Here is a 23,295-nt window from a genome sequence, read left to right on the forward strand (position 1 = left end):
CATCGGGAAAAGCTCGGTATAGTACCTCGTTCATGTAAAGGAGCCTGTCATGCGTCAGAAACCTACCGTACTTGCCCGCGCAATTGTCGCCAGCAGTCGTCTGTTCCGCGTTGAAGAGCTGCAATTGCGCTTTGCCAACGGCGTCGAGCGGACCTATGAGCGTCTGGCCAGCCGAGGCACGGGCCCCGGTGCCGTGATGATTGTGGCCATGCTCGATGCCGATCACGCGGTATTGATCGAAGAGTATTGCGGCGGCACCGATGCCTACGAGCTGTCCTTGCCCAAGGGCCTGATCGAGCCGGGCGAAGACGTGCTTGAGGCCGCCAACCGCGAGCTCAAGGAAGAAGCCGGTTTCGGGGCGCACAATCTGGAATTGCTGACCGAACTGTCACTCTCTCCCGGTTACATGAGCCAGAAGATTCAGGTGGTATTGGCCACCGACCTCTACGAGGAACGGCTGGAGGGCGACGAGCCCGAGCCGATTCGGGTTGACCGGATCAACCTGCGCGAGCTGTCGAGCCTGGCGCAGAATGCCCAGTTCAGCGAAGGCCGTGCACTGGCCGCGCTGTACCTCACCCGTGACCTGCTGACCCAGCGTGGACTGTTCCAGCCATGACCGATGCCTTGCAAAACCTGACACACCCATTGCTCGCCCCGGTAATAGAGCTGGCACGACTGGCGGGGGAAGTGATCCTGCCGTTCTGGCGCGCCAACGTCACGGTGACCACCAAGACGGATGACTCGCCAGTGACCGCCGCCGATCTGGCTGCGCACCAGGTGCTGGTCGAAGGCTTGCAGGCGCTTGATCCAGGTATTCATGTGCTCTCCGAAGAAGACGCCGACATCCCGCTCAGCGAGCGTGCGAGCTGGGAACGCTGGTGGCTGGTCGACCCGCTTGACGGCACCAAGGAGTTCATTTCAGGGAGTGAAGAGTTCACCGTCAACGTCGCGCTGATCGAGCATGGTCGGGTGGTGTTCGGTGTGGTGTCGATGCCGACCAATAACCGCTGCTACTTCGGCGGTGCAGGCCTGGGCGCGTGGCGCAGCGATGATATCGATCACGTCGAGCCGATTGCCGTGCGTAATCAGCCGGGTGACGGGCAGACCTTTACCGTGGTCGCCAGCCGCCGCCACACCAGCCCGCAGCAGGAACACCTGCTGGCCGGTCTGGCGAACGGGCTAGGGCCTTTGCAACTGACCAATATCGGCAGTTCGCTGAAATTCTGCCTGCTGGCCGAAGGCGCTGCCGATTGCTACCCAAGGCTTGCCCCGACTTCGCAATGGGACACCGCTGCGGCGCAAGGCGTGCTTGAGGGCGCGGGTGGCGCAGTCCTGCAACTGGACGGCCAACCATTCAGCTACCCGGCACGCGAATCGCTGCTCAACCCCTTCTTCCTCGCGCTGCCCGCCAACGCCGCCTGGCGCGAAAAACTGCTGGTGCTGGCGCAGTCCTGAAACGCAGTGGACGCGGAGCGTCCAGAGCGACGTTAACGCAGCGTGGAAACAAGCGTGAATCGGCTCCGCACAAGCTTCACCGATGCAACACAAACTGCCCGACAAACCGCACGGCCTGTTCGTCACTATCCTGCGCGGTAATGCAGGTGTGCAAGGTCAGGCGGGCGCGGCCTCGGCGTTGGTAGGTGGTGAGGAATTTTTCCCACTGCGCCACCTCTGGCGCATCGCAGCGAGCAATCGCGTCGCTGCGCACGGGCAGCGGATAACTGATCTGCCCGTCCTGAATCACGATATGCCCATCGGTAATGCCCACTTCGTGCAGCCTCAGGTGTAACCAGCCCCAGCCGGCCAGCACTGCACCGCAGTACAGGCTGCCGCCGAACAGCGTGCTCTTGTGATTGACGTTGGGGGCCAGTGGCAAATGCAGGCGCAATGTGTGGTGGTGCCAGTCGATCACGCGCATGCCCATGTCGCGGGTCAGCGGGATGTCGTGGTGCAGCACCCGCTCCAGTTCGCGGGCTGCCAGGTCATCCTTGGGCTCAATCGTTGTCATCGGACGCTCCACCGCTGTCGCCAAACGTCAGGCCGTGTTTGCGCAATTTGTCGTGCAGGGTTTTGCGCGGTACACCCAACGCTTCCGCCAGGCTGCGTACAGAGCTGTGTGGGCGAGCCAGCTCGGCGGCGATCAAGGCCCGCTCGAAACTTTCCACCTGATCACTCAACCCGCCGCCCGGCGGTGGCGCCTGCTCGGCATCGCCGCCTTCCAGCTCCAGTTCCAGGCCCAGCGCAAAACGTTCGGCGGCGTTTTGCAGCTCGCGCACATTACCCGGCCAGTTGTGGCGCAACAACAGCGCCCGCTGACCCGGCTTGAGTTCGTGTTGGGGAATACCGTGGCGCATGCTGGCCGCGTCGGCGTAATGCTCAAACAGCATCAGCGCATCTTCGCCACGCTCGCGCAATGGCGGGATACGCAGCGAGGCCACGTTCAGCCGGTAATACAAGTCAGCCCTGAAACGGCCCTGATCAGCCGCCTGACGCAGGTCTTCCTTGGTGGCGGCGATGATGCGGATATCCAGCGGGATTTGTTGATTGCTGCCCATCCGCTCGACAACACGCTCTTGCAACAGGCGCAGCAGCTTGACCTGCACATCCATACTCATGCTTTCGATTTCATCGAGGAACAGCGTGCCGCCATTGGCAAACTCGAACTTGCCGATGCGCCGCTTCTGCGCGCCGGTAAACGCACCGGGCTCATGACCGAACAGCTCGCTTTCGACCACTGACTCGGCCAGCGCCCCGGCGTTGATCGCCACAAACGGTCCGTTGCGGCGGTTGGACAGATCATGCAGGGCGCGGGCGACGACTTCTTTGCCTGCACCGGTTTCGCCCAGAATCAACACATCGGCGCGCGTTCCGGCCAAGGCGCCGATCTGTTCGCGCAGACGCAATATCGACGGTGACTGACCGATCAGCCGGGTGCTCAACTGCTGGCGATCGCTCAATGCCAGACGCAGGCTGCGGTTATCCAGCACCAGGCGGCGTAGCGCCAGAGCCCGGCGCACGCTGTCGAGCATGGCGTCGCTGGCAAAGGGTTTTTCCAGAAAGTCATAAGCCCCGGCGCGCATGGCTTTGACCGCCAATGGCACGTCACCATGACCGGTGATCAGCAGCACCGGCAGGTCGGGGTCTTGCTCGTGCAGTTGGTCGAGCAGTTCCAGGCCATCCATGCCCTGCATACGAATATCGCTGACCACCACGCCCGGCCAGTCGCGGCCGATACGTTCGGCAAGGCCTGAAGCCTGGGGCAGCGACAGAACGTTCAGACCGGCCAGGTCCAGCGTCTGACGCAAGGCCTGGCGCAGGTGCGAATCGTCGTCGATCAGCACCACTTGAATCTGGCTGTCGATGGCTGTTTCCGAACTCATGCGGAAAGGTCCTCTGGCGGTTGAAGATTGGCCCCTGAAGCACCGGCACGCAGGCGCAGGGTAAGCACTGCGCCGCCGCTCGGGTGGTTGGCGAACAGTAACTCGCCGCCCAGCGCGCGCATCAGCGTGTCGCAGATCGCCAGCCCAAGCCCAAGGCCCTGGGTGCGGGTCTTGGTAGTGAAGAATGGCTCGCGGGCCCGCGCCAGTGCTTCCTGAGAAAACCCGGGGCCGTTGTCACGAATGTACAGGTTGACGCCGTCGGCGGTTTGCTCGGCACTTATCCACAGCCGGCGCGGCGGGCCTTTTTCGGTGAGGGCGTCCAGCGCGTTGGCCAGCAGATTGCCGAGCACCTGACGCAGACGCGTTTCACCGGCCTGCACCCACAGCGTCGCGTCGGGCAGGTCACGAATCAGTTCGACTTCCATCGCGCGACGGCGTTTGGTCAGCAATGCCAGCGCGTCATCCAGCGCCGGCTGCAGTGCCACACTTTCAGGCGCATGACGGTCACGTCGGGCGAAGGCGCGCAAATGAGCGATGATCGAGGCCATGCGCCCGGTCAGTTCGCTGATCAGTTTGAGGTTGCCGCGCGCCTCTTCGGTACGCTGATGATCAAGCAGCACTTCGGCGTTCTCCGCATAACTGCGGATCGCGGCCAACGGCTGATTCAATTCGTGGCTGATGCTCGCCGACATGGTGCCCAGCGCGGTCAGTTTGCTGGTCTGGACCAGTTCGTCCTGGGCCTGCACCAGTTCCTGCTGCGCCTGTTCACGCTCCAGCACTTCCTGGCGCAGTCGGCTGTTGAGGCCTTCCAGATCGCTGGTGCGCTCGATCACGCGCATTTCCAGCTCGCGTCGCGCCTTGGCCTCGAAGGCGATGCGGTCCAGGTAGTGACGACGACGCTGCATCATCAAGCCCAGCAGCAGCATCAACACCAGCAGCGCCGCGCCGCCAATTGCCACCACCGTGCGTACCTGGCGATCAACCAGCGAGCGGGGCGCCAGAATATTCACGTTCCAGCCCGTCTCCTCGATAGCCTGGGTCTGGGCCAGCCAGGCGTGCTCGTCAATCCTCAACGGGCGAGGATCGCGGGTCGGGTAGGACTGGATCGCGACAATGGCCTTTTTCTCGTCATCGGTCAGATCGCGGGTCGCTCGAAACCGCCATTCCGGGTTGGAGGTGAGGATCACCACGCCACTCTGATCGGTCAGTAACAGCTGCTCGGGGGTCTTGCCCCACAGGGTTTCGGTGTGGTCCAGATCGACCTTGACCACCAGCACGCCGATCACCCGCTCGCCATCGCGTACCGGCCCGGCAAAGAAGTAGCCCCGCTTGGCCGAGGTGGTGCCCAGACCGAAGAAACGGCCGGTTCTGCCCGCCAGCGCATCGATGAAGTACGGACGAAACGAGAAGTTGCGGCCAATGAAGCTGTCTTTATGCTCTGAATTGGAAGCGGCAAGGGTCAGGCCGTTGGCGTCCATCAGGTACATGACATCGGCGCCGGTCTGGCGCGTTATGTCACTGAGCAGGCGATTGGCGTTTTTCAGCGTCTCGCTGTCATGCGGTGCAACCAGTGCGCCGCGCAAGGCTGGCAGGTCGCCGAGAATCTGCGGCAGGGTTTCATAACGGTGCAGGGTGCCGAGCAGGTTGGCGACGTACAGGTCCAGGGTCTGGCGATTCTGATTGGCCAATACGCTGCGGTAATAACGCTCGGCCAGATGCTCCAGCGGCCACAATAACGGCGCCAGGCACAGCGCCAGCAGGGCAAGGCTGCGCCAGCGTGGGCGGGGCGGCAGAGCGGGAGTCATGGTCATCGATTGGCCGTCGCCGAGTGATTGACGATGCCTGTCGGCGAGAAGGCCGGTGCAGGCAACAGAAACACCCGGTCGATCCTGACGTGGGCATCAGGCGCGTATTATGCCCGCCGCCGACGTGTCAGGCACCCGGACATTGCGCCGAGGTGCCTGTGGTCATCGGTTCAGGAAAACAGATCGGCGTCTTTCAGGCTTTTGCCTTGCTGATCCTTGGCTGACAGGCTGGGCTCGCCGTTGAACTGCCAGTCGATCGCCAGGTCCGGGTCGTTCCAGGCGATACAGCGCTCGGCCGAAGGCGTGTAGTAGTCGGTGGTCTTGTAAAGGAACTCGGCATGCTCGCTGAGCACCACGAAACCATGCGCAAACCCTTCCGGAACCCACAACTGACGGGCGTTTTCAGCGGACAGCTCGACGCCGACCCACCGCCCGAAGTTCGGCGAAGTGCGGCGGATGTCCACAGCCACATCCAGCACTTTGCCGACAGTGACGCGCACCAGCTTGCCCTGCGCGTTTTCGATCTGATAATGCAGGCCGCGCAGTACGCCTCGTTGCGAGCGCGAGTGATTGTCCTGTACAAACTGCCGGGTCAGGCCAGTGGCTTCCTGAAAGGCCCTTGCGTTGAAGCTTTCATAGAAGAAGCCTCGTTCATCACCGAATACCTTGGGCTCCAGAATCAGGACTTCCGGCAGTTGTGTGGCTACTACGTTCACGTGACTTCCCCTGCAATCTTCAATAAATAGTGGCTGTTCGACAGTTTGCACTCAGGCGTGCCGGTCGAAAAGTGCGGCGCTCAGGCAATCAGGTCTTTCGGGTCAGTAAAACCCAATCGCTGGCCCTGATAACTGCCGTCCTGAACCCGGCGGCACCAGTCCAGGTTGTCCAGGTACCACTGCACGGTCTTGCGCAGCCCGGACTCGAAGGTTTCTTCAGGCGTCCAGCCCAACTCGTTGTCGATCTTGCTGGCATCAATGGCGTAGCGCTGATCGTGGCCCGGCCGATCAACCACATAGGTGATCAGGTCGCTGTAATGCTGCACGCCGTCCGGATGCTGCGGGGCGAGCTCGTCGAGCAGTGAGCAGATGCCACGCACCACGTCGATGTTCTTCTGCTCGTTATGGCCACCAATGTTGTACGTCTCACCGACTTCGCCCTCGGTCACGACCTTGAGCAGCGCCCGCGCGTGGTCTTCGACGTACAGCCAGTCGCGCACTTGCAGGCCGTTGCCGTATACCGGCAGTGGCTTGCCCGCCAGCGCGTTGAGAATCACCAGCGGGATGAGCTTTTCGGGGAAGTGGAACGGTCCGTAATTGTTGGAACAGTTGGTCACCACCACCGGCAGGCCATAAGTGCGATGCCAGGCGCGAACCAGGTGGTCGGACGCAGCCTTGCTCGCGGAGTAAGGCGAGCTGGGCGCATAGGGCGTGGTTTCAGTGAACAGATCATCGACACCGTGCAGGTCGCCATACACTTCGTCGGTGGAAATATGGTGAAAGCGGAACGCCTGACGCTCGACGTCCGGCAGCTTCAGCCAATAGGCGCGCGTGGCCTCCAGCAGGCTGTAAGTGCCGACGATGTTGGTCTGCACAAACTCGGCCGGGCCATCGATGGAGCGGTCGACGTGGGACTCGGCCGCCAGGTGCATGATCGCCTGGGGCGCGAACCGCTCCAACACTGCGCTGACCTTGGCTTGATCGCAAATATCGGCCTGCACGAATTCATAACGCGTGTTGCTCGCAATCGACTGCAGCGACTCAAGGTTGCCGGCGTAGGTCAATTTGTCGAAGTTCAGCACGTCGTGTTCGGTGTTGTTTATCAGATGGCGGATCAGTGCGGAGCCGATGAAGCCCGCGCCCCCAGTGACGAGTATTCGCATGAACTGACCTTCTTGTGTGTTCTGGAAGTAGTGCAGCATAGCGCTTGAGCGCGTATGACAGGATGAGGTCATTAAACCTGAGCACTCGAACGAATAAAACTCAGCCGATTTTCGATCTGAATCAATCGGCCTGATTGCTATAGTCGCCCGGCTGCCTATAAAGCCCTGCTCGCCGAGCCGGGGCCTGACAACATGATCGAGGTTTCCTCAATGCCGCTCGCCACGCTCATCCGCCGCTCCAGTCTGCCGTGCCCCGAAGTGAGCGTGGATCAGGCGCTGCAACTGCTTGCGCAGCATTACGGCCTGAGCGGCACGCTGAAAACGCTGGGTAGCCAGCAAGATCGTAATTTTTTGCTTGAAACCGACAAGCGGCGTTACGTGCTGAAAATCTGCCACGGGGCGTATTCGACCCGCGAGTTAATGGCCCAGCACGCGGCATTGCAACACCTGGCCAGCCACCGCGCAGTCAGTGTGCCCGGCGTGATACGCGCCAATGACACCGAGCCGCTGTTGTCCGTCGATGTCGACGGGCAGGCGGTGCACGTACGCTTGCTGGAATTTATCGACGGGCAGTCGCTGGGGCATGTCGGGCACCTGAGCCATGACATCGTGGTCGGGCTGGGCGAGTTGTGCGCCCGCGTTGATCTGGCGCTGGCCGATTTCGAGCATCCTGGCCTGGAGCGCATCCTGCAATGGGACCCGCGCCATGCTCAGGCGCTGATCAAGCACCTGTTGCCCGTCATCAAGGACGCCGATGCCCGTGCCTGCGTGATTGAAGCGGGCGAGCAGGCTCATCGTCGCCTGTTGCCGTTGATCCCTTCACTGCCGATACAGGCGGTGCACCTGGATATCACCGAGCACAACGTGGTCTGGCTGCGTGATTCGCAGCGCCAGTGGCAAATGCAGGGGCTGATCGACTTCGGCGATCTGGTGAGCACCTGGCGAGTGGCTGACCTTTCGGTAACCTGCGCGGCGCTGTTGCACCATGCCGAGGGCGATCCGTTGTACATCCTGCCGGCCATTCGCGCCTACCACGCGCTCAATCCGTTGAAGCGCGAAGAGTTACAGGCGCTCTGGCCGCTGATCGTGGCGCGTTCTGCGGTGCTGGTACTCAGCAGCGAACAGCAGGCCAGCGTCGAGCCAGGCAACGCTTACATTCAGGCCAACCTTGCTGGCGAATGGAACATCTTCGACGTTGCGACTTCAGTGCCGATGGCCCTGATGGAAGCGGCGATTCTGCAGGCGGCAGGGGTAGATCTCCCGTCTGTCGATCAGCCCGTCTACCAGCCGCTGTTGCCCGGTCTGCCGGGGCTCACGCCGACAGTGGTTGATCTGGGCGTGCTCAGTGAACACTTCGTTGCAGGCAACTGGGAGCAGGGCGGTATCGATGAATACCTGCTCTCGCAAGCGGCCGGTGACGATGGCCTGGCGGCCAGTCGTTTCGGCGAGTATCGGCTGTCGCGCACCTTGCCTGACTGCGCGAAAGAGCCCGAGACGTTCGCCTTGCACGTTGAACTGCACGTGCCCGCCGGCACCGCTGTGCATGCTCCCTTCAGCGGCACTTTACGACTGACGGCAGATGCGGCATTGCTGCTGGTCGGTGACGCAATAAGCCTGAAGCTGTGGGGCGTTTTGCCGGATGCTTCGTTGGCGGATCACGTGTCAGCAGGCACGTTGATCGGGCAGGGCGGCGGTTCGCTGTTGCTGCAACTGTGCACCGCGCCAGACCTCAGCCCGCCACTTTTCACCACGCCATCCTGGGCGGCCGCCTGGCGCAGGTTCTGCCCATCGCCTTCAATGCTGCTCGGCTTTGACTGCGACGCGCCGGCGCTTGCAGACCCCGCGCAGTTGCTGGCGCGCCGTGATGCCAGCTTCGCCCGCTCGCAAAAACACTACTATCAGGCGCCGCCGCAGATCGAGCGCGGCTGGCGCAATCACCTGATCGACATGCAGGGCCGTTCCTATCTGGATATGCTCAATAACGTCGCGGTCCTCGGCCACGGCCACCCGCGCATGGCTTATGAAGCGGCGCGGCAGTGGTCGCTGCTCAACACCAATTCGCGCTTTCACTATGCGGCGATTGCCGAGTTTTCCGAGCGCCTGCTCAAACTTGCGCCCGACGGCATGGACCGGGTTTTTCTGGTCAACAGCGGCACCGAGGCCAACGATCTGGCGATCAGGCTGGCCTGGGCCTACAGCGGCGGGCGCGACATGCTCAGCGTGCTGGAGGCTTATCATGGCTGGTCAGTGGCAACCGATGCCATTTCCACGTCAATCGCCGACAATCCGCAGGCGCTCAGCACCCGTCCCGACTGGGTGCACCCGGTCACTGCGCCCAACACTTATCGCGGGCCGTACCGTGGCGCAGACAGCGCGCCGGAGTACGTGCGCAGTGTCGATCAGGTGCTGGCAGCGCTCGCCGAACAGCAGCGCCAGGTGGCGGGTTTTATCTGTGAGCCGGTGTATGGCAATGCGGGCGGCATCTCGTTGCCGGCGGGCTATCTGCAGCAGGTGTATCAAAAGGTTCGCGCGGTGGGTGGCGTGTGCATTGCAGATGAAGTGCAGGTGGGCTATGGCCGCCTGGGTCATTACTTCTGGGGCTTTGAAGAGCAGGGTGTGGTCCCGGACATCATCAGTATGGCCAAGGGCATGGGCAACGGCCACCCGCTGGGCGCGGTCATTACCCGTCGTGAGATTGCCGAAGCGCTGGAGGCTGAAGGCTACTTCTTCTCGTCATCTGGCGGCAGCCCGGTCAGTTGCCGAATCGGCATGGCGGTGCTGGAGGTCATGGAGGAAGAAAAACTGTGGGACAACGCGCGGATTGTCGGCGACCACTTCAAGGCACGCCTGCAAGCACTGACCGATAAACATCCGCTGGTGGGCGCGGTGCATGGCATGGGGTTTTATCTGGGCGTTGAGTTGGTCCGCGACCGCCAGACCCTGGAACCCGCCACAGAAGAAACCGCGCAACTCTGCGAGCGCTTGCGTGAGCTGGGCATCTTCATGCAGCCGACCGGCGACCACCTGAACATCCTGAAAATCAAACCGCCGATGTGCACCACTCGCCAGAGTGTGGATTTTTTCGTCGATAACGTGTCGAAGGTGCTGTACGAACTGGAATAGAGGACGCAGAGCGTCCAGAACGGCATACCCACGCGGAGCATGGGCACGATAGGTGGCGCCCGGACGTCCATCGTTCCACAGCGTGGGAATGCCGTTCGTGACGCTCCGCGTCATACCCAGCTCGCAGGAATAGGCACAGTCATGAAATATAATCAGATTAATATCGGCAAAAATAACAAAATACCGTGCTATCGCTGAATTTTTCGCTTTTAATACCGATTTTTATCCGCTATAAAGACCCCCCATAATCGTCATCGCCCGTCTGCTATGGTGATAAGTCCTTTGCATCCGCCCCTGGAGATATTTTCATGAGCCGTATCGTTTCTGTCGCTGCTACCCAGATGGCCTGTTCCTGGGATCTGGAAGCCAACATCGAAACCGCTGAAAAGCTGGTGCGTGAAGCTGCCGCCAAGGGCGCACAGATCATCCTGATTCAGGAACTGTTCGAAACCCCGTACTTCTGCCAGAAGCCGAACGCGGACTATCTGCAGTTGGCGACTACGCTGGATTCCAACGTTGCGATCAAGCATTTCCAGAAAATCGCCAAAGAGCTGCAAGTCGTGCTGCCGATCAGCTTCTTTGAGCTGGCGGGGCGTGCGCGTTTCAACACCATTGCGATCATCGACGCAGACGGCACCAACCTGGGCATCTACCGCAAGAGCCACATACCGGATGGCCCCGGCTACCACGAAAAGTACTACTTCAACCCAGGCGATACCGGCTTCAAGGTCTGGCAGACCCGTTACGCGAAAATCGGCGTCGGCATCTGCTGGGACCAGTGGTTCCCGGAATGCGCGCGCAGCATGGCGTTGCAGGGCGCAGAAATCCTGTTCTACCCGACCGCCATTGGCAGCGAGCCGCATGACAAGACCATCAGCTCCCGCGACCACTGGCAGCGTGTGCAACAAGGCCATGCCGGCGCGAACCTGATGCCGCTGATTGCCAGCAACCGCATCGGCAACGAAGAGCAGGACGGCTACGACATCACCTTCTATGGCTCGTCGTTCATCGCCAACCAGTTCGGTGAGAAAGTCGCCGAGCTCAATGAAACCGAAGAAGGCGTGCTGGTTCACAGCTTCGACCTGGACGAGCTGGAGCACATTCGTAGCGCCTGGGGCACGTTCCGTGATCGCCGTCCGAACCTGTACGGCGCGGTCAAGACCCTCGACGGTTCGCTGGAGTCCTGATCGCCATGACCACGCTCAACAGCACGCCACGCGCCGACGGTTTTCACATGCCTGCCGAATGGGCACCGCAAACCCAGGTCTGGATGGTCTGGCCCGAGCGCCCGGACAACTGGCGCCTGGGTGGCAAGCCCGCCCAGGCCGCCCACGTTGCCATCGCCAAGGCCATCGCCCGCTTCGAGCCGGTCACGGTGGCAGTGTCTGCTGCGCAGTACGACAACGCCCGTGCGCGGCTGGACATGCCCAACATTCGCGTCGTGGAAATGAGCAGCAACGATGCCTGGGTGCGCGACAGCGGCCCGACCTTCGTCATCAATGACCGTGGCGAACTGCGTGGCGTGAACTGGGAGTTCAATGCCTGGGGCGGCTTCGATGGCGGCTTGTACGCGCCGTGGAATCTGGACTCGCAAGTGGGCAGCAAGGTGCTGGAAATCGAGCGTTGCCCACGTTATGCCACCCAAGGCTTCGTGCTGGAAGGCGGCTCGATCCATGTGGATGGCGAAGGCACACTGATCACCACTGAAGAGTGCTTGCTCAATCGCAACCGCAATCCGCACCTGACCCGCGAACAGATCGAAGCGGTACTGAGCGACTACCTGGCTGTGGATAAGATCATCTGGCTGCCGGATGGCTTGTTCAACGACGAAACCGACGGGCATGTGGATAACTTCTGCTGCTATATCCGTCCGGGCGAAGTGTTACTGGCCTGGACCGATGATCCCGAAGACCCCAACTACCCACGCTGCCATGCCGCGTTGAGTATTTTGGAAAACAGCCGTGATGCGCAGGGTCGTGCGTTTATCGTTCATAAAATGCCGATTCCCGGCCCATTGTTCGCGACAGAAGAAGAATGCGCAGGCGTCGATCAGGTGCACGGCAGCCAGGAACGCAACCCATCGGTGCGCCTGGCCGGCTCCTATGTGAATTTTCTGATCGTCAACGGCGGCATTATCGCGCCGAGTTTCGATGATCCGATGGACGAAAAGGCCCGTGAAATTCTGCAAAAGCTGTTTCCGGAGCACGAAGTGGTGATGGCACCAGGCCGGGAGCTGCTGCTCGGCGGGGGCAATATTCACTGCCTGACGCAGCAACAGCCAGCCCCTTTCAAGGCCTAGTGCTTCATGACTAGTTGTATCTGACAGCAACTGGTTGGTCCCGATCTTGCTCTATCAAGCTCATCATCTGATGGGCTTTTTTTCGTTATCTTATAACTACATTTCACGCAGGCTCAGTGGAAATTGTTGTAAATCCGATTGGCGAAAAACCGTTTCATTAGCTTGACTGTCACACGGCGGCAGTAGATTTAGCCCCTCATGAATCAAGAGGTTTTCGTTATGAACGCAGGTATGAACCAGCAGTATGTTCGTGGTTTCTCTGCTTCTCCCAGTAACGAGGCCCGCCAGTTGATGGCGGATTGGTTAAGGACAACCAGGCCTGCGAAACCAAGACCGGATGTGCGCGCGATGCTGTTGCGGCGCTACCCGGCAGGACTGTTCAACGATGCTGAATTTGAAGCATTGCTCCGCGTTCTGACTGACTAGACAACACTCAGGCCGAACGCTCTGGCTCGGCCATCTGCGCGTTTGACACCTTCAGGCACCGGGACTAGGATTCGCGCCCCACTGCCTGTGGCCAGACCCCCTGTACGTGCATCAGTAGTCCACTGCGATTCTCGTGCGGCTCTCTATACTGCTTGTTCAGAGGCTGGAAGCCAGGACGGCCATTGGCCGTCGCCACAGCGCGTGTCAATTCGCAGAAAAGGAAGACAGGATGCTAACCAAACGTATGGGCATGCTCGCTTTGGGCATCATCAGTGCCAGTCAGGCCATGGCCGAAGGGCAGGCAGATTCAAAGGGTTTTGTTGAGGACAGCAGGCTGACCGTCAACCTGCGTAACGCCTACATCAATCGCGATTATAAAAACGACCGGGAAGACAAGTCCGAATGGGGCCAGGCTTTCATGGGCACCTTCGCGTCCGGTTTCACTCAAGGCACGGTTGGCGTGGGCGTCGATGCCTTTGCGCTGTACGGCATTCGCCTGGATGGCGGCAAGGGCCGCAGTGGCAACGGCGGTATCGATTTCTTCAAGCAGGGCGACAGTGGCGCAGCGGCCGATGACCTGTCTCGGGCAGGTGCAGCGGTGAAGGCGCGCTTCTCGAAGACCGTCATCAAATACGGCGACCAGATGCCGCAATTGCCGGTGCTGAGTTACGACAATTCCCGTCTGCTGCCAGAAAGCTACACCGGCACCATGATCACCTCGAAAGAGATCGACGGGCTTGAAGTGGTTGCAGGACGTTTCACCCAAGAGGCCCGTAAAAGCGCCGAAGGTCGCGACAGCGGTGATCTGAAAAGCATCAACGTCTACGGTGCCAGCTACAAATTCACCGATGAGTTCAGCGCTGCGTTCTACGCTTCCGACAACGAAGACGTGCTCAAGAAGCAGTACGTCAACCTGAACTACGTCTTTGCCCTGCCGCAAGACCAGTCGCTGACCTTCGACTTCAACGGCTACAAGACCAAGCTGGATAAAGACTTCACCACCAGCGATGCGCGTGACAACAAAATCTGGAGCCTGGCAGCGACCTGGGCCGTCGGCATCCACTCCTTCACCCTGGCGCACCAGCGCAGCACCGGTGACATGGGCTACGCCTACGGCGGCTATCGCAACGACGGTGGTTTTGGCGACGGCGGCAACACCATCTACCTTGCCAACTCCTACTGGTCCGACTTCAACGGCAAGGACGAGCGCTCGTGGCAAGCAGCCTACGGCGTGGACTTGTCCAGCGTCGTCATGCCTGGCCTGAGCTACAAGGCTGCCTACGTGCGCGGCGACAACATCGACGATGGCACCGCTGGCAGCGGCGACGGCACCGAGCGCGAGATCTTCAGCCAACTGACCTACGTGGTTCAAAGCGGCCCGGCCAAAGACCTTTCGATTCGCCTGCGCAACTCGTTCCTGCGCGTCTCCGATGATGCACAGGCCTACAACAGCGAAGGCAACGAAACGCGCATTTTCGTTGATTATCCGATTAACGTTTTTTGATCTGAGGGCGGCGGCGTGGCACAGAGCGTCGCCTATCACTCAATCCGCAATCAACTGCACGAACACTGCGAAGCTGCCAAGGAATATCCAGAAAAAACTGAACAGCCAAGGGCTGCGCTTGGAGAACAACAAGGACTTTTTTGGCCCGGTTTCGCTGGACTCCCAGTCGCTGAATAACGGTGAGTCGTCGTAGGTCAGCCCGATGACAGGCTCGCTGAGCAGCAACTGAGACTGTTTGTGATGCCAGTGCTGAATGATGTCGCATGCCGCCCGAATGCCTGGCCAGGCGAACAACGTACTGAGCAGCCCCAGCAAGGCCAGCATCGGCGGCACCACCAGCGTGAACATCGCGCCCCATTCTGTGTTCATGTTCGCCATCGACGATGCGTAGGCAATTACCAGAAATGACTGCGCCGACAAATAAGCGTTGGTGCGGTTGGACAGGTTAGTGGTTTCGTAATGAATTTCGCGTCGATAGAAATCCAGCCGTTCCTTGGGCGAGCCAAATAATTTGACCTGCTGCTCATCCACCACATGCTGAGGTGTCTGATCCGTAATGATTCTGGGCACTGGGCTTACCGATGTGTAAAAGATGCTGGATAGACCCCCATCTGCATCAAGCGGTTCGACTTAAAACCCCGGCATAAGGGACCGTTCATCCTGTGAGCACTGTTCGACGCAAAGGGACATCGCCATGACCATTCCTGAAAAACCTACCAGCAGCAACCAGCGAGATCGCCTGAAGAACCTGGGAAAAGCCGTTCGCAAGCGACTCGACGAACAGTGAATGCCTGGCCGGTGAGGTCGGCCAGCAGAACTCAAAGCAGGCACAGAGCTCATTTTCTGGTGAAAGTGACTCCAGAATCGGGTGTCTGACATCAAGCTTTTGATACTGGAGCAAATAGAGTGCAGCAGATCTTGAAAAATGCTTCCGAAGTCACGCTAACAACCGTTCAGCCTGAAGACTTTGAAGCCCTCGTTGCACTGCGTATCGAAGCCATGCGCGAAAGCCTCGAGCGCGTTGGCCGGTTCGATCCGGTGCGCGCTCGAGAGCGTTTTCGTGAAGGCTTCTCGGCGCCGGATACCCGCTACATCGAAGTCGCCGACAACAGGGTCGGCTTCGTCGTCGTCAAGGCGCTCGCCGATGGTCTGGTGCTGGACCACCTGTACATCAAACCCGATGCGCAAGGGCAGGGCACAGGCTCTGCGGTGCTTCGCCAAGTGTTCGCCGAAGCGGACGCAACTTCGTCGACATTACGAGTCGGCGCGCTGAAAGAAAGCGACTCAAACCGTTTCTACCTCCGCCACGGTTTTCAGCTCGTTGAAAGCGGCGAGTTCGATAACTACTACGTCCGCCCCAACGCCTGATGAGTCGCTGACAGGGTGTGATCAACCTGCCGTGGCGGCCTTTTCGGCTGCACGGGCGGCATCGAAAGCGACCAGTGGGCGTGAAAATTTATAAGTGAGCTGTGCGCCTGCTTGCAAAGACAAATGTTTTTTGTCAGTGTAAAGACCAATGTCATTACAATCGGAGGCCGTACTGATGGCGTCTATTAATGTTCGTATCGACGACGATCTCAAAGCGCGTGCTTATCTCGAGCTTGAAAAGCTTGGCGTCACTCCTTCGGAATTGCTGCGTCAAACCCTGCAGTATGTGGCAGAGCGCGGCCAGCTACCGTTCAAGACCGTACTGATGACCGAGGAAGACGAAGCGTTGCTTGCAACAGTGCGCGAGCGCCTTGCGGCTCCGCAACGGGTCAAGGTTTCACTGGATGACTTATAGCCTCGAGTTTGATGCGCGAGCTCTGAAGGAATGGGACAAATTAGGGGATACCGTGCGTCAGCAGCTCAAGAAAAAGCTGGCTACGATTCTGGTTGCACCGCGCGTTGAAGCAAATCGTCTGCATGCGTTGCCCGACTGCTACAAAATCAAACTGCGCAGCAGCGGCTATCGGCTGGTTTATCAGGTTATTGACCAAGAGGTTGTGGTCTTCGTGGTTGCTGTGGACAAGCGTGAGCGAGATGAGGTTTACCGTAAGGCGGCTGATCGGTTGAGTGGGTAAATGAGGGCCGGGTTACTGCGTACCGAATGAAAACACACACGTTGCTTAGCCCGCCGTCAGCTCTGGTGCGCAGGCTAATGCAACCCATCGACTGCGGGTGGGCACGCTGAAAGAAAGCGACTCAAACCGTTTCTACCTCCGCCACGGTTTTCAGCTCGCTGAAAGCGGCGAGTTCGATAACTACTACGTCCGCCCCAACGCCTGATGAGTCGCTGACAGGGTGTGATCAACCTGCCGTGGCGGCCTTTTCGGCTGTACGGGCGGCAAGCATCGCGGCTTCCGATTCCTTGGTGTGCAGCTCACCTTTGTAAGCCAGTTGGTTGAAGAACATACCGTCTACCTGCTCCTTGGACGGCGTCGATCCCTTGGGGATAAACAATGCGCCCAGATCCAGCGAATTGGCGAAGTTCTCCTTGGTCAGGTTGTACCGCCCCAGATAACTGCCGCTCCAGGGCGAGTCGGCATCGACCAGGTCGATAGCCGTCTCCCGATAAGTGGCGGCTGCCGCTTTCAAGCCACTGGATGCATTCAACAGCGAGTTCAGCTGCTCCGTGTCCGCCTGGCTTAATTCACCGGAACTGTTGGTCGCTTTCAAATTGCCGTCGGCCTCGATCGTGAAGCCGAACTTCTTGCTCGCAAGATCCGGATACACCGACGCCAGTGTCGATTTGAATGATTCATACGACGTCTTCAACGCCTCTGTCGAGTTACTGTGTTGCGCCGCCATCTTCGGAAAGTCAGGCGACTGCGAGCGACCGATCCAGGTTTCGATCACGACCACAGGTTCAGTCGTCGCAGGGGCTTCTGTGCTCGGGTGATAAACGACTGCGGGCGTATTGGCGGCGGCGTTCTTCAGCGCTTCTTTCTGCGCGTCGGTAAGCGGCTGCGGAGTGAGTGTCACGCCAGAATGGGGAAGAGTGACAGTTGGAGAGGTGTTATTGCCGGGTGTGAGTGAGATAACCATTTCATCGATCCATGATTGCGGGGTGTAGGCAGGATATCGACGGGGTTTGGGGGAGCTTTAGTAACGGCTGCTCAGGCCAATCCATTCAAGATGTTTCGAGTAAACGACTAACGAGCGATACTGATGCTCTATCTGACCAGATCGGGAATGACGATACGAAGTGCTATTCAGTCTGGCCAGAAAGGGATTAGCCCGCGCTTGGACACGAAAAAAAAGCCCTTGGGGCTCGTCAGGCGATGGAGAGAAGGGCATCTTGTAAGTGGCATAAAAGAAGCGGCAATGGCAGTCGTCAACCACTATGGCCAGACGGCGAAAAGACCAGGCAATCAACACATAACCTTACGAGGGGTAACCATGCAGTTGACCAACGAAACCATGGCCAAACACGCCTTTCTGAAAGGCATGTATCAGGACGAGTATTTCCCTGACGCCGTTGTAAAAATGTGCGAAGACGTGCTGGTCAATCTGTGTCACGAAATCGAGCAGCAAAAGCCTTCCGGCCTGACCGCACTGTATGCCCTGACCCACAAGGCGACAGAGCAAATCAACGACCTGGAGGAAGTGTTTGAAGAAAACGGCAGCGAAATCGAGACCTTCGCCCGCGAAACCATTGGTGAGGACTTCATACGAATAGCAGACGCTTATGGTTTCCCCGATGCAGACATCGAGGAGCTGATCGCTCCGCGTGAGTGGTGATCAACGTTCTTGACGCCCCGAGACACTGATTTTCAGCAGCGCAAACTCAGCCTTCTACTACGCACGAGCCCTCGTTAATGAAGCACGTCAGGCTAATTCGTCACGGTGAAAGTGCCGCCAATGCAGGCCAATCCAGCGTGGATCACGCAACTATCCCTCTCACGCTGAAGGGTGTCGAGCAAGCGCAGTCAGTGGCCCGGTCATTCACGCATGCTCCGGCCTTGATCGTCGCCTCGCCGTTCTCACGAGCGCAGGCAACGGCGATGGCCACCGTATCTACCTTTCCTGCCACCCCATTTGAAACCTGGCCCATTCAGGAATTCACCTACCTCGAACCCGCACGGTGTACCAACACCACCGTTGCGCAGAGACGGGGTTGGGTCGAAGCCTATTGGGCGAGGTCAGACCCGGCGTTTACGGAAGGCGCAGGCGCTGAGTCTTTTCTGGAATTTATTGCCAGGGCTCAGTCTTTACTGGTTCGACTTGCAGAGCACCCTGCCCAGTACATCGCAGTGTTTTCGCACGGGCAGTTCATCAATGCCGTCGCCTGGCTGATAGAGCGCACGCCGCAGCGCATTGATGGGCGAGCAATGGCCGACTGGCGTGAGTATGAAATCACGAACCCTGTGCCCAATGGCTGTGGCTATGTGCTTTCCAGGCACCCAGACGATGCCGGCTGGAGAGTGAGATAAGACGGTCAGACGGCCTGTATGTTGTGATCCGCCCCATTGGCCTCCTCACTCACCTTTCATGGTTGGACTGCCGCCGCCAGCTTCGACGCCTCGGCCAGCGCCGCAGTGAAATTAGCCTCCGCCGTCGCAGGATCTGCGAGCGTTGCTTCCGACAGCACCGCGCCGATGGTCGGGATCCCCACCATCCGTGCCCAGGTTTTGAGGTAGGCGACTTGATGGTCATACGCTTCGGTGGGGAAATCTTCCCCAAGTGCTACCCCGCGAGAGGCGAACACCACCACGTTCTTGCCCTTGAGCAGGCCGCGCATGCCTTGGGCATCAAACTCGAACAGCACACCGCGCTGCGAGACTGAGTCAATCAAATGCTTGAGGCGGTAGGGAACACCGAAATTCCACATCGGCACACTGAACAGGATGACGTCGGCTCGGTGGAAACGCTCACCCAGCGCATGGATCTGCTTCCATACCGCCTGCTGCTCGTCGCTCATTTGCACACCTTGAAGGTCGGCGTATTTGGCCTCCAGAGCAGGGCCGTCGAAGGGCAACAGATCAGTCGTCCACACGTCCAGAACATCCACGGTGGATTCAGGATGAAGCGAGGTCAGCGTCTCAAGGTAGCGCGAGGCCAGTTTCAGCGAAACGGAGCGCTCTCCACGAGGAGAGCTGGCGATATGAAGAATATGCATCGAGTTGATTCCTGTTGGGTGCACCCGGGGGAGTTACTCAATTTAGTCTACTCGCTGAAGGCCAGTGTTCCGTACGGCGGGTGGCTTGAGAGGATTAGATTGCAGTATTGGCCGTAACGTACTGTCAAGCGTCTCTATGCCAGGAGAATTGTTCACCAAGGCTTCTGGGTGGCAAAGGCCTGGTCTAGCAAATGTGGATGACTACCTTCCTTGGCTTTTAGGTACTGTTGAATCGATAGCTGAGCAGCGTTCATGGTTGTCCGTCGCTTTCCTGATGCTCCAGATAACGACAGATTTGGGGGGGGAGTTTTATCGTTATTTTGAGTTCACAGTGACATCTACCGTTTTCTGCGGGCAGCACGCGGCAACCGGGTTATTAGCCCGTTGCGCGTATAGCCTGCAAAAAGAAGCGTTTAAATCAATTAACGGTTTTGATACGGCCGATCAAAGAGCCCGCTTCAAAGTAAGTACCCGCTGGTTGGGTAATATTAACGTCGCCAGCACAAGGGGCCAGAACCGAAGTTTCCATTTTCATCGCTTCTACCACGGCGATAACTTGCCCGGCGCTGACCGACTCGCCGTCTTCGACGACCCAGGTATGCAGGTTGCCCGCTACCGGTGTCAGTACCGCCTGAGGATCAACCGCTTCGCTTGGAGCCGCGCTTTCGCTGGCAGGGCCTGCTGCGTTCAGGCTCATGCCGCGCAACAATGCTGCAGGCAGGCCCAGTTCGTGGCGCTTGCCGTCAATTTCGACGAAGGTGCGCAGTACTTCTGGGTTCCCCGACTGGGCGTTGCGTGGGGCGATGGTGATCTGTTCGGCGAAGTCGGTCTCGATCCAGCGGGTGTGCACGCCGAATCGGACAGCGCTGGTGAAGTCGGCATGGTCCATCACGGCCCGGTGGAACGGCAGCACTGAGGCGATGCCTTCGATGTTGAATTCCGCCAGGGCGCGACGGGCGCGGGTTATCGCCTGCTCACGAGTTGCACCGGTGACAATCAGCTTGGCCATCATCGAATCGAAGGTGCTCGGCACGCTGGAACCGCTGACCACGCCGCTGTCCAGGCGCACGCCGGGGCCAGAGGGCGGCAGGAATTCTGTGATTTGCCCGGGGGTGGGCAAAAAGCCTTTGCCTGCGTCTTCGGCGTTGATACGAAATTCGAAACTGTGGCCGCGTGGCGTCGGGGTTTCGCTGAACGACAACGGCAGGCCGTCGGCGATACGCAGTTGCTCGATCACCAGGTCGATGCCGGTGGTTTCTTCTGTCACCGGGTGCTCGACCTGCAAGCGCGTGTTGACCTCAAGGAACGACAGGGTGCCGTCCTGGCTGAGCAGGAACTCCACGGTGCCCGCACCAACGTAGCCCGCCTTGGCGCAGATGTCCTGAGCCGACTGGTGAATGCGCGCGCGCTGTTCTTCGCTGATGAACGGTGCTGGCGCTTCTTCCACCAGCTTCTGGTTACGGCGTTGCAGGGAGCAATCGCGTGTACCGACAACCACGACCTTGCCGTGTTTGTCGGCCAGGATCTGGGCTTCGATGTGGCGTGGGCGGTCGAGGAACTGTTCAACAAAACATTCGCCACGCCCGAAAGCGGCTTCGGCTTCGCGCACGGCGGAAGCGAACATTTCGGCGACTTCATCAAGACGCCAAGCCACTTTCATCCCGCGCCCGCCACCGCCGAAAGCGGCTTTGATGGCGATCGGCAAACCGTGCTGCTCGGCAAAGGCCAGCACTTGGGCGGCGCTTTCGACCGGGCCGGGTGTGCCGGCAACCAATGGCGCGCCGACCAGATGAGCCAGTTTGCGCGCCTCGACCTTGTCGCCCAGCACATCGATGGTCTCGGGGTTGGGGCCAACCCAGATCAGACCGGCGTTGATCACCGCCCGGGCGAAGTCTGCCCGCTCAGACAGAAAGCCATAGCCCGGGTGCACGGCGTCTGCCCCGCTGCGTTTGGCGACAGCTAGCAGCTTTTCGATGTCCAGATAGGTCTCGGCAGGGCGTTGGCCGTTCAGAGAATAAGCTTCGTCGGCCTGGCGCACGTGCAGCGCGTCAATGTCGGCGTCGGCGTAGACGGCAACCGACTGCACACCGTAGTCGCGGCAAGCGCGAGCGATGCGGACGGCGATTTCACCACGGTTGGCGATCAATAATTTTTTCATGAATTGTTCTTCGCATCGGCAGTTGAAAAAGAGGCTTCGGTGCTGGGCTGCATTTCTTCGAACGCCCCCAGCGGGTTGAAGCGAATCTGTGCATTGACCGGTATCTGTCCTGCCAAATCCAGATGGTGGCTGGCCACCGAGGCAATCACCGGATAACCACCGGTCAGTGGATGGTCGGCCAGGAACAGCACCGGTTGGCCGCTGGCTGGAACCTGGATCGCGCCAACAGAAGTACCTTCGCTGGGCAATTCCTGATGATTACTGCGCTCCAGTGGCGTATCACCGGCCAGACGGATGCCGACCCGGTTGGATTGCGAAGTGACGCGCCACAGCTGGCTGCTCAGAAGCTGGATGGCGTTTTCGGTAAACCAGTCGGTGCGCGGCCCCATCACCACATCGAGGGTGACAATGTTGGCGGTGGTCGGCAGCTCAAAGGCTGGCGCTTCGTTCAGCGATACGCTGGTGCCGTTGACCGGTGCGGTAAAACCCAGTCGGTCGCCAGCCGCCAGCGCTTCAGGACCGAGCTGCGCCAGGGTATCGGTGGACAGGCTGCCGAGCACCGGCGTGACGTCGAAACCCCCACGGATGGCCAGATAACTGCGCAAGCCGGCCTTGGGTGAGCCCAGGCTCACGCGGTCGCCCGTTTCCAGCTCGATGGGCTGATAGTTGCTGGCTTGCCATTGCAGGCCGCTGGCGCTGGTGATGGTGACTGGGGTGTGTGCGCCGGTGATGGCGATCACAGCACTGCCATGGCAACTGAAACTCAGGCCTCCAAGTACCGATTCCACGCAGGCCATGTCCGAAGGGTTGCCGACAGCGCGGTTGGCCGAGCGCAGAGCACCCAGGTCCAGAGCGCCGGAGCGGGATACGCCTTGGCCGGTCTGGCCGGGGCGGCCCATGTCCTGCAATACGCTGTGCAGGCCTGGGCTGGTGATCTCCAGATACGTTGCTGTTGTGGCGTCGGTGCGTGCTGGCGCCGAAGGTGCTGGCAGGCCACCGGCAGGCAATGGACCGGCGTCCGTGAAGCGTACTTTATAGCCAGGGCGCAGCAGGGCAGGCTCGGCGCGGCTCAGGTCCCACATCTGCAACGGCGTCACGCCGATGATCTGCCACCCACCAGGGCTGGCTTTGGGATAGACACCGCTGAAGTCGCCCGCCAACGCCACCGCACCGGCAGGGATGCGAGTGCGCGGCGTTTGCCGACGAGGCACCTGGAACCCGGCGCCGCCCGTCAGGTACGCGAAGCCCGGCGCGAAACCGCAGAACGCCACGCTGTAGTCATGAGCGGTGTGACGCTGGATGACCTCTGCGCGGCTGATATTCAGCAGCGTTGCGACTTCGTCGAGGTCTTCGCCGTTGTAATGCACCGGGATTTCCACCCGACGGTGTTCGCCCTCACGGCGCTGGCTGAGGTCCTGGCCAGCTATGCGGTTGACCAGCGCCTGACGCTCGATGGTGCTGGGGCGGAACTGGATCAATAGCGTGCGTGCGGCAGGAACGATCTCATCCACACCCGCAATTGGCTCCGCCGTCAGGGCGTCGAACAAGGCCAGGGTTTCGTCCAGATCTTTCAATTCGACGAGCAGGACGTCCAGGTTGACCGGTAGAAAGCGCACAGAG

Annotated in this window: 22 protein-coding genes and 1 pseudogene; 13 read left to right on the forward strand and 10 right to left on the reverse strand. The window is 59.8% G+C overall.

What is annotated here, in order from left to right:
- The first annotated feature begins 49 nt into the window (after window positions 1-49).
- Both nudE and cysQ read left to right on the forward strand, forming a co-directional pair.
- The gene (gene nudE, locus QRN38_RS19125) at window positions 50-616 is read left to right on the forward strand and encodes an ADP compounds hydrolase NudE (protein WP_005769875.1); all 567 of its coding nucleotides are present in this window, start codon (window positions 50-52) and stop codon (window positions 614-616) included.
- Entirely contained in the window at window positions 613-1,455 is an 843-nt protein-coding gene (cysQ, locus tag QRN38_RS19130) for a 3'(2'),5'-bisphosphate nucleotidase CysQ (protein ID WP_057418392.1), read from the forward strand. The genes nudE and cysQ overlap by 4 nt, the downstream gene beginning before the upstream one ends.
- A 76-nt stretch (window positions 1,456-1,531) precedes the next feature.
- On the opposite strand, the gene QRN38_RS19135 is transcribed toward cysQ, so the two are convergent.
- The 5 genes from QRN38_RS19135 to rfbB form a co-directional block, all read right to left on the reverse strand.
- On the reverse strand, window positions 1,532-2,008 hold the full coding sequence (locus QRN38_RS19135; RefSeq protein WP_024667348.1) for a YiiD C-terminal domain-containing protein: 477 nt from the start codon (window positions 2,006-2,008) through the stop codon (window positions 1,532-1,534).
- Window positions 1,995-3,380 carry a sigma-54-dependent transcriptional regulator gene (locus QRN38_RS19140; RefSeq protein WP_024667347.1) on the reverse strand — a complete coding sequence of 462 codons (1,386 nt, stop codon included), beginning with the start codon at window positions 3,378-3,380 and terminating at the stop codon, window positions 1,995-1,997. The genes QRN38_RS19135 and QRN38_RS19140 overlap by 14 nt, the downstream gene beginning before the upstream one ends.
- Entirely contained in the window at window positions 3,377-5,185 is a 1,809-nt protein-coding gene (locus QRN38_RS19145) for a sensor histidine kinase (protein ID WP_007246575.1), read from the reverse strand. Before QRN38_RS19145 ends, QRN38_RS19140 begins: the two co-directional genes overlap by 4 nt.
- Before the next feature lie 170 nt (window positions 5,186-5,355).
- Window positions 5,356-5,901 (reverse strand): dTDP-4-dehydrorhamnose 3,5-epimerase, encoded by a 546-nt coding sequence (gene rfbC, locus QRN38_RS19150; protein WP_044392907.1) that lies wholly within the window; start codon window positions 5,899-5,901, stop codon window positions 5,356-5,358.
- An 80-nt stretch (window positions 5,902-5,981) separates the two neighbouring features.
- Window positions 5,982-7,064 carry a dTDP-glucose 4,6-dehydratase gene (gene rfbB / locus QRN38_RS19155; protein ID WP_057418399.1) on the reverse strand — a complete coding sequence of 361 codons (1,083 nt, stop codon included), beginning with the start codon at window positions 7,062-7,064 and terminating at the stop codon, window positions 5,982-5,984.
- 210 nt (window positions 7,065-7,274) lie between these two features.
- Here rfbB and QRN38_RS19160 point away from each other — a divergent pair, with 210 nt between their 5' ends.
- From QRN38_RS19160 to QRN38_RS19180, 5 genes are all read left to right on the forward strand, one after another.
- Complete coding sequence (locus QRN38_RS19160) at window positions 7,275-10,187, forward strand: aminotransferase (protein WP_057418391.1); 2,913 nt, start codon at window positions 7,275-7,277, stop codon at window positions 10,185-10,187.
- A 308-nt stretch (window positions 10,188-10,495) separates the two neighbouring features.
- The gene (gene aguB / locus QRN38_RS19165; RefSeq protein WP_057418390.1) at window positions 10,496-11,374 is read left to right on the forward strand and encodes an N-carbamoylputrescine amidase; all 879 of its coding nucleotides are present in this window, start codon (window positions 10,496-10,498) and stop codon (window positions 11,372-11,374) included.
- Between the two features lie 5 nt (window positions 11,375-11,379).
- Complete coding sequence (aguA, locus tag QRN38_RS19170; RefSeq protein ID WP_057418389.1) at window positions 11,380-12,486, forward strand: agmatine deiminase; 1,107 nt, start codon at window positions 11,380-11,382, stop codon at window positions 12,484-12,486.
- Between the two features lie 219 nt (window positions 12,487-12,705).
- Entirely contained in the window at window positions 12,706-12,912 is a 207-nt protein-coding gene (locus QRN38_RS19175; protein WP_044392902.1) for a hypothetical protein, read from the forward strand.
- 229 nt (window positions 12,913-13,141) lie between these two features.
- Window positions 13,142-14,416 (forward strand): OprD family porin, encoded by a 1,275-nt coding sequence (locus QRN38_RS19180; RefSeq protein WP_005769894.1) that lies wholly within the window; start codon window positions 13,142-13,144, stop codon window positions 14,414-14,416.
- A gap of 39 nt (window positions 14,417-14,455) precedes the next feature.
- On the opposite strand, the gene QRN38_RS19185 is transcribed toward QRN38_RS19180, so the two are convergent.
- Window positions 14,456-14,950 (reverse strand): hypothetical protein, encoded by a 495-nt coding sequence (locus QRN38_RS19185; protein WP_010209025.1) that lies wholly within the window; start codon window positions 14,948-14,950, stop codon window positions 14,456-14,458.
- Window positions 14,951-15,322: 372 nt separating this feature from the next.
- Between QRN38_RS19185 and QRN38_RS19190 the strand changes: the two genes are divergently transcribed.
- The 4 genes and pseudogenes from QRN38_RS19190 to QRN38_RS19205 all read left to right on the forward strand — a co-directional run.
- The gene (locus QRN38_RS19190) at window positions 15,323-15,784 is read left to right on the forward strand and encodes a GNAT family N-acetyltransferase (protein WP_057418388.1); all 462 of its coding nucleotides are present in this window, start codon (window positions 15,323-15,325) and stop codon (window positions 15,782-15,784) included.
- A gap of 175 nt (window positions 15,785-15,959) precedes the next feature.
- Complete coding sequence (locus QRN38_RS19195; protein WP_002551444.1) at window positions 15,960-16,199, forward strand: type II toxin-antitoxin system RelB/DinJ family antitoxin; 240 nt, start codon at window positions 15,960-15,962, stop codon at window positions 16,197-16,199.
- Window positions 16,189-16,479, forward strand: coding sequence for a type II toxin-antitoxin system RelE family toxin (locus tag QRN38_RS19200; protein ID WP_057418387.1), 291 nt, complete (start codon window positions 16,189-16,191; stop codon window positions 16,477-16,479). Before QRN38_RS19195 ends, QRN38_RS19200 begins: the two co-directional genes overlap by 11 nt.
- A gap of 67 nt (window positions 16,480-16,546) precedes the next feature.
- Window positions 16,547-16,684, forward strand: a pseudogene (locus QRN38_RS19205) (GNAT family N-acetyltransferase); the annotation flags it as partial.
- Window positions 16,685-16,705: 21 nt separating this feature from the next.
- Here the strand turns inward: QRN38_RS19205 and QRN38_RS19210 are convergent.
- Window positions 16,706-17,443, reverse strand: coding sequence for a hypothetical protein (locus QRN38_RS19210; RefSeq protein ID WP_057418386.1), 738 nt, complete (start codon window positions 17,441-17,443; stop codon window positions 16,706-16,708).
- A 354-nt stretch (window positions 17,444-17,797) separates the two neighbouring features.
- Between QRN38_RS19210 and QRN38_RS19215 the strand changes: the two genes are divergently transcribed.
- Both QRN38_RS19215 and QRN38_RS19220 read left to right on the forward strand, forming a co-directional pair.
- A complete protein-coding gene (locus QRN38_RS19215; RefSeq protein WP_003380754.1) occupies window positions 17,798-18,139 on the forward strand; it encodes a DUF5713 family protein in 342 nt (113 codons plus the stop codon).
- Between the two features lie 77 nt (window positions 18,140-18,216).
- Window positions 18,217-18,831 (forward strand): histidine phosphatase family protein, encoded by a 615-nt coding sequence (locus tag QRN38_RS19220; RefSeq protein WP_057418385.1) that lies wholly within the window; start codon window positions 18,217-18,219, stop codon window positions 18,829-18,831.
- A gap of 56 nt (window positions 18,832-18,887) precedes the next feature.
- On the opposite strand, the gene QRN38_RS19225 is transcribed toward QRN38_RS19220, so the two are convergent.
- From QRN38_RS19225 to QRN38_RS19235, 3 genes are all read right to left on the reverse strand, one after another.
- Entirely contained in the window at window positions 18,888-19,517 is a 630-nt protein-coding gene (locus QRN38_RS19225) for an FMN-dependent NADH-azoreductase (protein ID WP_024667558.1), read from the reverse strand.
- Between the two features lie 418 nt (window positions 19,518-19,935).
- Window positions 19,936-21,675: an acetyl/propionyl/methylcrotonyl-CoA carboxylase subunit alpha gene (locus QRN38_RS19230; protein ID WP_057418384.1), complete on the reverse strand. Its 1,740-nt coding sequence runs from the start codon at window positions 21,673-21,675 to the stop codon at window positions 19,936-19,938.
- Window positions 21,672-23,291 carry a 5-oxoprolinase subunit B/C family protein gene (locus QRN38_RS19235; protein WP_057418383.1) on the reverse strand — a complete coding sequence of 540 codons (1,620 nt, stop codon included), beginning with the start codon at window positions 23,289-23,291 and terminating at the stop codon, window positions 21,672-21,674. Before QRN38_RS19235 ends, QRN38_RS19230 begins: the two co-directional genes overlap by 4 nt.
- Window positions 23,292-23,295: the final 4 nt, after the last annotated feature.

The organism is Pseudomonas sp. CFBP2511 (assembly GCF_030209255.1).
GTDB lineage: Bacteria > Pseudomonadota > Gammaproteobacteria > Pseudomonadales > Pseudomonadaceae > Aquipseudomonas > Aquipseudomonas avellanae.